The sequence below is a fragment of the Haloferax sp. YSSS75 genome (assembly GCF_046764215.1).
In the GTDB taxonomy this organism is placed as follows: Archaea; Halobacteriota; Halobacteria; order Halobacteriales; family Haloferacaceae; genus Haloferax.
Window position 1 is genome coordinate 1,461,692 of record NZ_CP177206.1, and the last position, 13,076, is coordinate 1,474,767.

Here is a 13,076-nt window from a genome sequence, read left to right on the forward strand (position 1 = left end):
CGGCGTTAGATGACGCCCATCTCGTCGAGGCGCGTCGGCAGATACTCGTCGGTCACGAAGTCCAGACCACGGGCCGCGAGTGCCTGCTGTTCTGCCTTCTTGCCGATGTCGAGTTGGAGTTCTATCTGTTCTTCCCAGTAGTCGGTCATGAAGCGCGGGTCTTCGAGTTCCGACTGGAGCGCGTTGATGTCCGAATCCGCGAGCGGGTCGGTCGGCAGGTCGTAGTCGACGATGTCCTGCGGTTGAATCCCGACGAAGCGGGCCTCTGGCGTCGCGAGATACTCCGAGAGGTGGGCCGACTTGATAGACCCGTAGGCGACAGAGCCAAAGATGCGGTAGGACCACGGGTCACCGTCTGTAAAGACCACGACTGGCAGGTCGAGTTCGTCGTGGAGGCGCTTCGTGATACGACGGGTCGCACGGGCGGGTTGGCCCTTCAGGTGGACGATGAGAGCGTTGTACTCCTCGTCGAACCCGTTTTCGATGAGGCGGTCACGCATCCCACCGGTCTCGACGCACATCACGAAGTCGATGTCGTGGTCGAGGAAGTCGATGGTGTCGGGGTTGTTCGGAATCTGGTAGCCACCTTCGCCGACGTCGCCCTGGCAGTGGATTTCGCGCTCGCCGCGGCGGGTCTGTTCTCGAATCTTCAACGGCCCCATGAGGGTCGCACCCGACTCCTCGGGGCGCATGTGGAAGTCTTCCCGCGTGACGTGCGAGACGATTTCGAGGTCCTCCACCAACTGGTTCGACTCGTCCTGGTCGGAGAAGTGGGCCTCTTCTGCGTCCCACGACTCCGAGAGGTAGTAGAGTTCACGAAGGGTGGACGAGCGGTCTTCGTCGAGTTGGCGGGCGAGGAACTCGATGGTGTAGGCGGCTTTCAGCAGTTTCCGCGCGCCGCGGACGCTGTTTGCCGACCGGGTCGAGGTTCGGTCGCCGTAGACCCAGACGTGGGAGTCTTCGTCGTATTCGATGTTGCTCTTCGTCCGGGTCGGGAGTTTCATCTCGGGAATCTCCCCCCGGTCGAACTGGTCGTAGAACTCCGCTGCGAGGTCGATGAGCCGTTCGCGGGCAATCTCCTCGGATGTCTTCGAATCGGATGCCATTATGCGTTCACCGTGAGTTTCTCTGCTTCGACGCCGTCGACGTTGATGTCGAACGACGCGTCCTCTGCAATCGTGTACGTGAGCGTCGCCGTCTCTCCGGGCGACACCTCGGGATTCCACTTGACGAACCACTCGCCGTCTAAGTCGACAACGGTGGCGTCACCGTTCAGGCCACCCGGTTCGGTCGTCACGATTTCCGTGATGTCGGGTGACTCGATGGTACTGGAGTAGTTCTTCACCGTCAGCGTCACCGTCTCGTCGTCGATTTCTCGGCCGACGCTCACGTTGTTCATGATGCGAGCGAGCGCTCCCTCGATGTTGGGTTCGTTGCGCCCCGTGACTTCGGAGAGCTTCGTCGCCATCTGCGGGAGGATGCGCCCGAGGACGTCCTGTTTCTCGCGACGTTTCTGGAGGGACCGGCGCTTCGAGAGATAGGATTTGAGTTCGCGTGCCGCCTCGCGAATCGCGAGTTCGACTTCGTCCTGGATGGCCGGGACGTCCGCGAGCGCGTCTTTCGACTCGCTCGTGAAGGGGACGTTCGTGGAGGCGACGTGGACCATGAGGACGGCGGGGCCGTTCGGCATCCCGCTTCCGCCCGGTTGGTCGAGGCCGTAGTTCCGCCACCCGATGTCCTTGACGACGTGCGTGATGGCACACGCCCCCTGCTGGTAGACGAGGGGGACGCGGTTGGCGAATCGAAGCAGGTCGATGCTCCCTTCAGATTTGAGTTCGCCCCCGTAGGCGATGCCCGCCTCCACGATGAAGGGGTCGCCGCCGTGGACTTCCGCGTCACGGGTCGCCGCCGCGAAGAAGTCGGCGTCGAACTCCTTTTTCAGCCCTTCTTCGACGAGTTCTGCGGAGATGGGCGACAGACAGTCCGTCGGCGGCGCGAGGATGTCCGCCTCGCGCATGCCTTCGAGCAAGTCGCGTGCGACGTCGCGGTCACCCGCGATGTCGCGGACCTTCGGGACGTCGTCGGGGACGGTCCGCATCCGCGACCAGATGGCGTCGATAATCTTCTCCTGTGCCGTCTCGCCGTAGGTCTCGTCTTGGCGTTCTTTGGTGCGTTCGGCCGCCCACACGACGAACTCGGAGATGTCCTCGTGAGAGGCACGGTCTTTCGGCCCCGTCGTCTCGGCGAACTGCGTCGCGATAGACCGGGCGATAGACACCTTGCCGGCGTCGCTCTTCTTGGTCGTCGTCACGTCGTCGACGATGGCGTAGATGTCGCTCTCTCGGTCCTCCGAGAGGACGGGCCACACCGCTTCGACGACGTTCTCTTGGACCGTGTCGCCGAACGAGGTGTCCGTCTCTGCGCCGACGGAGTCGGCGACGTTGCCGACGATATCGACGAGTTCGCTGTAGGCGATTCGGTCTTTGCCCGTGACGATGTCGACGAGTTCCTCGGCGAACGCGGCGGTCGGACCCTTCCCCTTGTTGGCGATGGCGTCTTCCACGACGGCGACGAGTTCGTCCGTCTCGTGGGACGCCGGTGTCTGCCACGTCATCTCCCGGCCGAAGTGCCGGTCACGGAACGAGTCGATAATCTTCGAGGACGTCTTCGCACCCACGCGGGTGAACTCCTCCTGAAGGAATCCGGAGACAGAGTACGACTCCGTCGCGTTGAGCATCTTCAGGAGCGTCCCGAGTTCCACGCCGTGTGGGTGTGGACGAATCTCGCTGGTCTGTTCGGGGAGTTGGTCTGTCGCCCGCTCGAACTTCATCGGTTCGTCGAGGCCGGGTTCCCGGAGTTCGAAGCGAGCGTGCGGGTTCACGACTGCCGTGTGGAGGATGTAGTCGTGGAGTTGCTGGCGAGCGCGCATGTTCGCTTCCATCTCCAGTTCGATGCGCGTCCCGTGTGGGCGGTCCCACGACGTCGTCTTCGACGAACGAATCTCGGGTTCGTTCTTGTCCGTGTCGATGACGAGTTCGAAGTACTCGGCATCCGCAGAGCCTTGCGTCCGACTCGTAATCTTCGCGGGTTTCCCGCTGGTCAACTGAGAGTAGAGAACTGCCGCAGAGATACCGATACCCTGCTGACCACGGGACTGTTCGCGTGCGTGGAAACGAGAACCGTAGAGGAGTTTCCCGAACACTTTGGGCACCTGTTCTTTGGTGATGCCCGGTCCGTTGTCTTCGATGACGAGGCGATAGTAGTCGCGCACCTCGCTAATTTCCACGTAGATATCGGGTTGGATACCCGCTTCTTCCGTTGCGTCGAGTGCGTTGTCCACGGCCTCTTTGACGGCCGTGACCAACCCACGGGCTCCGCTGTCGAAGCCCAGCATGTGCTTGTTCTTTTCGAAGAACTCGGCGATGGAGATCTCTCGCTGGCCTTTCGCCAACTCCTCTGCAATCCCCTCGTCTTCGCCGAGCGTCGACTGGAACGACGTCATTTCCTGTGCCGCATCTACCAATTCCCGCGTTAAGTACTCTCCGGCAACGAAGTGAAAGTGAACGCAACAAGTGTCGTCCGTCGCGACCCGGTCGGCCCGGTGACGCAAAAAGCCCGACCGAATGGAGGTGCGGCACTCAAAGCGGCGTTCCTGTATGTAGTACGCGCTCGCGCGTGCGAGGCTTTAAGGGATGGGCTATCCTAGGCCTTTCCAGATGTCACAGGAAAACGAGTACGGGGCCGGGCAGATTCAGGTCCTCGAAGGGCTTGAAGCCGTTCGGAAGCGTCCGGCGATGTACATCGGGTCCACCGATTCTCGCGGACTTCATCACCTCGTCTACGAAGTCGTCGACAACTCTATCGACGAAGCACTTGCGGGGTATTGCGACGCTATCGAAGTGACCCTTCACGACGACGGGTCAGTCAGCGTCTCCGACAACGGCCGTGGTATCCCGGTGGATACGCACGAACAGTACGACCGACCTGCCCTGGAGGTCATCATGACCATCCTCCACGCCGGCGGGAAGTTCGACAACAAATCCTATCAGGTCTCCGGGGGCCTCCACGGCGTCGGTGTCTCCGTCGTCAACGCGCTCTCGAAGGAACTGCAGGTCGAAGTCAAACGCGACGGCGCGCTCTGGCGTCACCGTTTCGAACTCGGCGAACCACTTCCGGAGGAGTTCAAGCGGATTCGTGACCTCGATGCCGACGAAAAGACCGGCACAGTCATCCGATTCTGGCCGGACGACAATATCTTCGAGACGGACGAGTTCGACTACAAGACGCTCGAAAACCGACTTCGAGAACTGGCCTTCCTCAACTCTGGCGTCGAAATCACGCTCACGGACGAGCGAACCGACGAGTCGAGTACCTTCCTCTACGAGGGCGGTATCCGCGAGTTCGTCGAGTACTTAGACGAGACGAAGACGTCCCTCCACGACGACGTCATCTACTACGAAGACCAGTCGGAGGGTATCGAAGTCGAAATCGCCATGCAGGCGACGGACGAACTGCAGGGCTCTATCCACGCCTTCGCCAACAACATCAACACACGCGAAGGTGGGACACACCTCACCGGGTTCAAGACGGCGCTGACTCGCGTCGTCAACGATTACGCCAACTCCGAGGGGATGCTCTCGGACCTCGACGGCGAGAACCTCCGTGGCGAAGACGTCCGTGAGGGCCTCACCGCGGTCATCTCCGTCAAACACCCCGACCCACAGTTCGAGGGGCAGACGAAGACGAAACTCGGCAACTCCGAGGTTCGTGGTATCGTCGAGAGCGTCACCCACGAGAAACTGGGGACCTACTTCGAAGAGCACCCGGACGTGGCACAGGCCATCATCTCGAAGGCCGTCGAGGCAGCACGCGCCCGGAAGGCCGCAAAGCAGGCCGAAGAACTCACGCGACGCAAGTCCGCGCTCGAATCCACGGCGCTCCCCGGGAAACTCGCCGACTGTCAGAGTCGTGACCCAACGAAGTCCGAACTGTTCGTCGTGGAGGGAGACTCCGCAGGCGGGTCCGCCAAGCAGGGCCGCGATAGAAAGTTCCAGGCCATCCTCCCCCTCAAGGGGAAGATTCTGAACGTCGAAAAACACCGTCTCGACCGAATCCTGCAGAACGACGAGATTCGGGCCCTCATCACCGCCATCGGTGCGGGCATCGGTGACGAGTTCGACATCGAAGAGGCGCGGTACAACCGTATCATCCTGATGACCGACGCCGACGTCGACGGGGCACACATCCGGACGTTGCTCCTCACCTTACTCTACCGGCACATGCGTCCCCTCATCGAGTCGGGGTACGTCTACGCGGCACAACCACCGCTCTACCGCGTCCGCTACCGAGGCAACACCTACGACGCGATGAACGAAGAAGAACGGGACCGCATCATCGAGGAGAAATGCAACGGCAACCCCACGCAGGTCCAGCGGTTCAAGGGTCTCGGCGAGATGAACCCCGACCAACTGTGGGAGACGACGATGAAGCCCGAAAACCGCGTCCTCAAGCGCATCACTATCGAGGACGCCGCGGCGGCAGACCGGATGTTCAACATCCTCATGGGCGACGCCGTCGGACCGCGAAAAGAGTTCATCAAAGAACACGCGACTGAAGCCGAGTGGGTAGATATCTGATATGAGTTCTGACGCACCTGATTCCTTCGAACCCGGCGCGGGCATCGCGGCGGAGATTAGAAACGCTCGCATCGAAGACGAGATGGAGCAGTCGTACATCGACTACGCGATGTCGGTCATCGCGGGTCGTGCCCTGCCGGACGTCCGCGACGGCCTGAAACCCGTCCACCGGCGCATCCTCTATGCGATGCACCAGGCGGGCGTCACCTCCAACTCCTCACACCGGAAGTCCTCGTCCATCGTGGGCGAGACGATGGGTGATTACCACCCACACGGTGACTCTGCTATCTACGACACGCTCGCACGCATGGCGCAGGACTTCTCCATGCGCTACCCCCTCGTCGACGGACAGGGGAACTTCGGGTCTGTCGACGGCGACCCGCCGGCGGCGATGCGGTATACGGAAGCGCGGATGTCGTCTATCGCCGAGGAACTCCTCGCCGACATCGACAAAGATACGGTCGACTTCCAGTCGAACTACGACGACCGCAAGCAGGAACCGACGGTACTGCCGTCGTCGTTCCCGAACTTGCTCGTCAACGGGTCGTCCGGTATCGCAGTCGGGATGTCCACGAACATCCCGCCGCACAACCTCGGTGAAGTCATCGACGCCACCGTCGAACTCATCGAGAACCCCGACGCCACCGTCGCCGACCTGATGGAACACGTCAAGGGCCCCGACTTCCCGACGGGTGCCAACATCGTCGGCCGAAACGCGGTCCACAAGGCCTACAAGACGGGACGCGGGCGAGTCCGCGTCCGCGCCGACTACGACGTCGACGAAGAGGAAGGCCGCATCGTCATCAACGAACTCCCGTATCAGGAGAACAAGGCCCGCCTCATCGAGCGCATCGCCGACGACGTGAACGCCGGCAAGATAGAGGGCATCCGCGACATCCGCGACGAGTCCGACCGTGACGGCATCCGCGTCGTCATCGAACTCAAGCGCGGCGCGATAGCCGAAGTCGTCAAGAACCAACTGCTCGACAACCACCTCGAATCGACGTTCGGCGTCATCAACCTCGCCCTCGTCGACGGCCAACCGCAGGTACTGACGCTCAAGGAGACGCTCCAGCACTATCTCGACCACCGCCGCGACGTGGTTCGCCGGCGCTCCGAGTACGAACTCGCCGAGGCAGAAGACAGAGCACACATCCTCGAAGGCCGCCTGAAAGCACTCGACAACATCGACGACGTCGTCGAGACGATTCGGAACTCCGAGAGTCGTGACGACGCGAAGGCCGCCCTGCGTGGCGAAGTCACCGTCGAAGTCGACGGCGAACCGCTCACCTCGTTCGACTTCTCCGAGGACCAGGCCAACCACATCGTCTCGATGCAACTCGGTTCGCTCACCTCGATGGAAGCGGCCGAAATCGAAGACGAGTACGAGGACGTACAGGCGACTATCGAGCGCCTCGAAGCAATCCTCGACGACCGGTCCGAACTCGACGCCGTCATCGAGTCCGAACTCCTCGACATCAAAGACGAGTACGCAGACGACCGGCGGACCTCGTTCGTCGCCAACACCGGCGAAGTCACGCGTGCTGACCTCATCCCCGAAGAGGACGTCGTCGTCGTCGTCAGCGAAGACGACTACATCAAACGCATGCCCGTCTCGCGCTTCCGCGCTCAACACCGCGGCGGCAAGGGAATCATCGGGACGGACCTGAAAGAAGGCGACAGAGTGTCGTCGGTGTTCGTCGCCAACACTCACGACGACCTGTTGTGCTTCACGAACCACGGACAGGTCTACCAACTCAAAGCCTATCAGGTGCCAGAGATGTCTCGAACCGCTCGGGGGAAGTCCGCAGTCAACTTACTCGACTTCGACCAGGGCGAAGAGATTACCGCCGTCGTCAACTGCGACGACCTGGAGGAAGTCGACGGGTACCTGACGATGGTGACCCGCAACGGGTACATCAAGCGCACCAGCATGGACCGCTTCCAGAACATCCTCTCGACGGGTATCATCGCCACCAAACTCGACGACGGCGACGAACTCGTCGACGTGGAGGTCACTCACGGTGGCCACGACTTGGTCATCGGTACCGAACAGGGGATGTCCATCCGCTTCGACGAAGACGAAGTCCGGGCGATGGGCCGGTCCGCACGTGGTGTCCGCGGCATCAAACTGACCGGCGACGACGTCGTCGCCGGCGTCGCCGCAGTCGACGAAGAACACCACAGTTGGATTCTGACGGTCACCGACAACGGATACGGCAAACGAACCGACCTCGACAAGTACCGCCCGCAGTCGCGGAACGGGAAGGGTCTCATCGACATCAAGACCAACGAGCGAAACGGCCCAGTGTGTGCAATCAACACCGTCGGCGAGGGCGACCACCTCGTCGTCATGTCCGACGAGGGGCAAATCGTCCGCACTCCCGTCGAAGACATCTCGACGGTCGGTCGCAACACGATGGGCGTCATCGTCATGGACCTCGACGCGGGTGACTCCGTCGCCTCCGTCGACGTGATTCCACCGACGATGACGACTGAAGACGAAGAACTCGACGAGGAAGTCGGGGACGCTGCTGTCGACGAGTCTCCCGACGCTGACGACGAAACCGTCGAAGAATAACCCGCTCTGGGTGCGATTTTTTGCGGACGGGTTCAGAAAACAGACCAGCGAGTGACTACTTGTCCACGTGAGACGGTTCGTTCGTCAGGTCGTACGTGTAGTGCCGTGGTTTGCGGTCTCTAAGCCACTCACGGAGGGGTTCGACACGTGGCCGGTAGGTGAGCGTCGACCCAAGCGCCGTCAGCGGGAGAAACGCCGCGTCCTCGATTTCGTCGTCGGGGTCGCTCGGCGTCGGGTCCGCAGTGGGGTCGAGCGCAGTCGCGTGATAGAATCGTTGGAGGTAGATACGCCTGTCTGGGCCGCGAATCTCGCTCGTGAAGGCGAGCGACTCGATGTCCACGTCGATTCCCGTCTCCTCTGCGGCCTCTCGGGCGGCCGTCTCGTAGAAGAACTCCCCGGGTTCGGACCCGCCTTTCGGGAGTCCCCAGCGGTCCTTCTCGTAGACGGCGAGCACGGAGTTGTTGCGGATGACCACGACGCCGGCAGCGAGGTCGTGTGGTGCCGGCGCGTCTCTCGGTGCGGCCATCAGAGGATGCGCTTGCCGAAGGCGCTTGCGGCGAGTTCGGTCGCGAGTGCTGCCGTCTCGTTGTGCTCGTCGAGGATGGGGTTGACTTCCACGAGTTCCATCGAGCGCATCGCTCCCGACTCCGCGACGAGTTCCATCGCCGCGTGTGCTTCGCGATACGTCGCACCGCCGCGGACGGGCGTCCCGACGCCGGGTGCTTCGCGGGGGTCCAACCAGTCCAGGTCGAGACTGACGTGGATGCCGTCGGTCCCGTCTGTCACCACGTCGAGTGCCTCCCCCGTCACCTCGGTGATACCGCGGTGGTCGATATCCGACATCGTGAACGCAGTCACGTCACTGTCGTGAATCGCCGCCGTCTCGTTTTCGTCGACGTCGCGGAGGCCGACGAGAGCTACGTTCTCTTCTTTCAGGCCTGCGGCGTTCGCCCACTCGACACCCTCGAAGTCGCCGATACCGAGTGCCGCGGCGAGTGGCATCCCGTGGACGTTCCCCGACGGCGAGGTTGCGGGCGTGTTGAAGTCGCCGTGAGCGTCGAACCAGACCACGCCGATATCGGCGTCGCGAGCGCTGCCCACCATCGACCCGATAGCGATAGAGTGGTCACCACCGAGTGCGAGCGGCGCTTCACCCTCCGAGAGAGACGTCGAGACGGCGTCCGCGAGTGCGGTACAGACCTCTTCGACCTCTTGGATGTGTTTGGCGTTCTCCGCGCCGGCGTCGGCGTCGTGTATCGCGTGGTGAGGGACGCTCAAGTCGCCTGCATCGACAGTCTTCACACCGGCAGCTTCGAGTTGCTGTTTGAGACCGGCATACCGAATCGCAGAGGGACCCATGTCAACGCCACGTCGATTGGCGCCGTAGTCGGTCGGAGCACCGAGAATCCTGACGTTTCGTTCCATGGTACCTCCACTCGGGGGAGATGTTTAGTGGCATCGGAACACCCAGTCGTGGGAACAACTCTCGTGTCCGGGGACGGGTTCGAGAGTGCGATTTCGCCACCCGACTTTTGCGACGACGCGTCGTATCCACCCGCATGCGCCACCTCCAGTTGCGCGTCGAGTTCGGGGCTGCCGGACTGGGTGAGGACCCGCGCGACGTGACGATGACCGTCCAGCATCCGGTCGGACAGCAGTATCCGCAGTTAGCCGATAGACTCGGGAGCGCGGTTCGGGAAGCGACAGGCGAACCCGTCGCCGTGAGCGTCGATTTCGAAGAACGGAGTCGGTCGAATCCACCGACGTCGGTGGACGATTCGCAGTAGCGCCTCGGCAGTTAGTCGTCGAGAACCGAATCTCGCAGGTCAGTCGTCGAGATACGGTTCGCAGACGCGGCGGACACCCTCCTCGAACGAGATCTCGGGTTCCCATCCAGTCGCCTCGCGAATCTTCGTCGAGTCGGCCATCGTGTCGTGGACGTACACGTCGAGCGGGTTTTCGATGTACTTCGGTTCGACGTCGGTTCCGAGCGCCTCGTTTATCATCGACACCATCTCGTTGAACGAGTAACTCTCACCCGTCCCGAGATTGTAGATACCCTGCAGTCGGTGGTCGGCGGCGAGGACGATGCCGCGGACGATGTCGTCGACGTGGGTGAAGTCGCGTGTCTGTGACCCGTCTCCGAAGAGTTCGGGACGCTCGCCGTTCGCGATTTTGTCGGCGAACTGTGCGATGGTGTTGGCGAACTCGCCTTTGTGTTCTTCTGCGCCGCCGAAGCCCTGATAGACGGAGAAGAATCGCAGGCCGGCGAGCGTCATGTCGTAGTGGTGGTGGAAGTATTCGGCGTAGCGTTCGCGGGCGAGTTTCGACGCCTCGTACCCGGTTCGTGCCTCGACGGGCATGTCCTCCGGCGAGGGTTCGGTTCGCGACCCGTAAATCGACGACGTGGAGGCGTAGACGACGGTGTCACACCCGTCGTTTCGAGCCTGTTCGACCGTGTTGACGAAGCCTTCGACGTTGACGCGCGCACCGCGGGCCGGGTCGTCTTCGTGCATCTTGTACGACGACAGCGCCGCGAGGTGAAACACGACGTCGACACCTTCGGTGGGCAAGTCGTCGTCGAGGACGCTCACGTCGTGGAACTCGACCGAATCGTCGAGGTTCTCGGGAGTCCCGAGATACAGGTCGTCGACAGCGACCACGTCGTTGTCTTCGGCGAGGGCGTTTGCGAGGTTAGAACCGATGAACCCGGCACCACCGGTGACGAGGACTCGTTTCCCGTTCATATCCGACCGCACTCCCGTGACCCGTATAGTGCTATCGACACAGAATCCGTGACCGTCGGTCTCACGGAACATTCCTGTATAGGTGTTCGTTACATGGTTTCCGAACAGTAGATTCTGCCTGCCATCCATCGGATTTAAGGACGTATGTTGCGAACCACTCTCCATGTCATCAATCGAACTGACTTCGAGTCAGAAAACTATCCTCACTGCACTCATCAACCTCTACCGAGAATCTGAGGACGCGGTGAAGGGCGAGGACATCGCCGAAGAGGTCAACCGGAACCCGGGGACCATCCGCAACCAGATGCAGAGCCTGAAGGCACTCCAACTCGTCGAAGGTGTACCGGGGCCGAAAGGTGGCTACAAGCCGACTGCGAACGCCTACGAGGCACTCGACGTCGAGAAGATGGACGAACCTGCGGTGGTCCCACTGTTCCACAACGACGAGCGAGTCGAGGGCGTCAACGTGGACGAAATCGACCTGTCGAGCGTCCACCACCCCGAACTCTGCCGCGCCGAGATTCACGTCCAGGGCTCGGTTCGGAACTTCCACGAGGGAGACAAGATTCGTGTCGGCCCGACGCCGCTGTCGCGTCTCGTCATCGACGGCACGCTCGACGGCAAAGACGACACGAGCAACATCCTCATCCTCCGTATCGACGATATGGAGGCACCCGTCGGCGAACCGTCGCACTGAGTTCGCCCGCCTCTCTTTTCTTTCTTTTCGAGCGCACGTTCGGAGCGCCGATACTCGTAGTTCGACCAGTCGCACCGCTGTACAGTGGTCCGTCCAGACCGGATGACAGCAGCGCAGAAACGAAGTAGTCGACCCAGCAACAGGGTCGGGAGAGTCGGGGGCGTCGCGGCGTCTACAGGTCGTTCCAGGCGGAGACAGCGCGGTTGACGCCGGTCACGTCGGCAATCCAGTTCGCGGCGATACCCTTCTTCAGCATCTTCGCGAGCGGTCCGCCGAAGACGTTGACCGGGAACTCCCCGACGACGGGGAACTTGACGCTGTGCGCGACAGCATCTTCACCGATAGAGATGACCGTCCCCTTGTCGGTGAAGGACCAGCGTTCGAGCGGTTTGCCTTCGATGGCACGAGCGAGGTTCGCACCGGCGACGTCAGCAGCGTCCCAGGCGGCCTGTGCCGTCGGCGGTGCGACGTTGTCGGCACCCTGTTCGACGAGGGCACAGTCACCGACAGCGAAGACGCGTTCGTCGCTCGTCTGGAAGTCGTCTTCGGCGAAGAAGCGGTGGGAGCGCTCGTCCTGTTCGAGTTCGAGGTCACTCGCTTCGGGTTGGCCCGTGATACCGCCGGTCCAGACGAGGACGTCGTAGGCGAGTTCCTCGGGCGACTCGTCTTCGCCACCGCCGATGTAGACCGTCTCCTCGTCGACTTTCGAGATGAAGTCGCCGGTCAAGATGTCGATATCCAGGTCTTCGAGACGGCGGCGGAGCGCACCCTGCAGTTCCGGGTCGTTTCCGGGGAAGATTTCGTCCATCCCTTCGACGAGTTTGATGTCGATGGGGGCGCGGTTCAGGTCGCGGAACTCCGCGACTTCCGCAGCGGACTGGATACCGGAGAGCCCAGCACCACCGATGACGACCTGTGCAGGGTCGTCGCGGGAGGCGTCTGTCGCGGCTTGTTTGATGTCCTGGTGAATCTCGCGGGCGTCGTCGAGGCCCTTGAGTTGGTGTGCGTACTCTTCGAGGCCGTCGATACCGAAGAACGCCGTCGAAGACCCGATGGCGACGAGCAGGTAATCGTAGTCGACGGTGTCCCCACCTTCGAGTTCGACGACACGCTCGTCGACGTCGACGTCCGTCGCACGACCCTTCACGAAGTTGGTCGAGGAGGATTTCACGTCGTCGATGGGAATCGCGATGCTCGATTCGACACTCGGGTCTCGGATACACCGGTGGACCTCGTGGAGGACGAGGTGGTAGTCGTTCTCTGCGACCCACGTCAGTTCTGCGTCGTGGCCGAGTTCCGATTCGAGGCGTTTTACTGCGCCGGCCCCGGCGTAACCCGAACCGAGGACGACGACCTGCGTGCTCATGTCGTCGTCTGTGTAGTCATTAGATAAAGGGGCTTTGAAACGGTCGCCA

The 13,076-nt window shown here is 61.8% G+C and carries 10 protein-coding genes; 4 read left to right on the top strand and 6 right to left on the bottom strand.

Annotated features, from left to right (window positions below):
- Positions 1-5: 5 nt before the first annotated feature.
- Positions 6-1,106 (bottom strand): DNA topoisomerase IV subunit A, encoded by a 1,101-nt coding sequence (locus ACK3R5_RS07730; protein ID WP_411968582.1) that lies wholly within the window; start codon positions 1,104-1,106, stop codon positions 6-8.
- A complete protein-coding gene (locus tag ACK3R5_RS07735; protein WP_411968583.1) occupies positions 1,106-3,502 on the bottom strand; it encodes a DNA topoisomerase VI subunit B in 2,397 nt (798 codons plus the stop codon). Before ACK3R5_RS07735 ends, ACK3R5_RS07730 begins: the two co-directional genes overlap by 1 nt.
- A 214-nt stretch (positions 3,503-3,716) precedes the next feature.
- On the opposite strand from ACK3R5_RS07735, the gene gyrB reads away from it, so the two are divergent.
- Positions 3,717-5,636: a DNA topoisomerase (ATP-hydrolyzing) subunit B gene (gene gyrB / locus ACK3R5_RS07740; RefSeq protein WP_411968584.1), complete on the top strand. Its 1,920-nt coding sequence runs from the start codon at positions 3,717-3,719 to the stop codon at positions 5,634-5,636.
- 1 nt (position 5,637) lies between these two features.
- Positions 5,638-8,217, top strand: coding sequence for a DNA gyrase subunit A (gene gyrA, locus ACK3R5_RS07745; RefSeq protein WP_411968585.1), 2,580 nt, complete (start codon positions 5,638-5,640; stop codon positions 8,215-8,217).
- Between the two features lie 55 nt (positions 8,218-8,272).
- Here gyrA and ACK3R5_RS07750 read toward each other — a convergent pair whose 3' ends face one another.
- Positions 8,273-8,743, bottom strand: coding sequence for an NUDIX domain-containing protein (locus ACK3R5_RS07750; protein ID WP_411968586.1), 471 nt, complete (start codon positions 8,741-8,743; stop codon positions 8,273-8,275).
- A complete protein-coding gene (gene rocF / locus ACK3R5_RS07755) occupies positions 8,743-9,642 on the bottom strand; it encodes an arginase (RefSeq protein WP_411968587.1) in 900 nt (299 codons plus the stop codon). Before rocF ends, ACK3R5_RS07750 begins: the two co-directional genes overlap by 1 nt.
- A gap of 134 nt (positions 9,643-9,776) precedes the next feature.
- On the opposite strand from rocF, the gene ACK3R5_RS07760 reads away from it, so the two are divergent.
- Positions 9,777-10,004 (top strand): hypothetical protein, encoded by a 228-nt coding sequence (locus ACK3R5_RS07760; protein WP_411968588.1) that lies wholly within the window; start codon positions 9,777-9,779, stop codon positions 10,002-10,004.
- 39 nt (positions 10,005-10,043) lie between these two features.
- Here the strand turns inward: ACK3R5_RS07760 and ACK3R5_RS07765 are convergent, their stop codons facing one another.
- On the bottom strand, positions 10,044-10,964 hold the full coding sequence (locus tag ACK3R5_RS07765; protein ID WP_411968589.1) for an NAD-dependent epimerase/dehydratase family protein: 921 nt from the start codon (positions 10,962-10,964) through the stop codon (positions 10,044-10,046).
- Positions 10,965-11,127: 163 nt separating this feature from the next.
- On the opposite strand from ACK3R5_RS07765, the gene ACK3R5_RS07770 reads away from it, so the two are divergent.
- On the top strand, positions 11,128-11,661 hold the full coding sequence (locus tag ACK3R5_RS07770; RefSeq protein WP_411963494.1) for an Rrf2 family transcriptional regulator: 534 nt from the start codon (positions 11,128-11,130) through the stop codon (positions 11,659-11,661).
- 172 nt (positions 11,662-11,833) lie between these two features.
- On the opposite strand, the gene ACK3R5_RS07775 is transcribed toward ACK3R5_RS07770, so the two are convergent.
- Positions 11,834-13,027, bottom strand: a complete 1,194-nt coding sequence (locus ACK3R5_RS07775; protein WP_411968590.1) for an NAD(P)/FAD-dependent oxidoreductase — start codon at positions 13,025-13,027, stop codon at positions 11,834-11,836.
- Between the last annotated feature and the right edge of the window lie 49 nt (positions 13,028-13,076).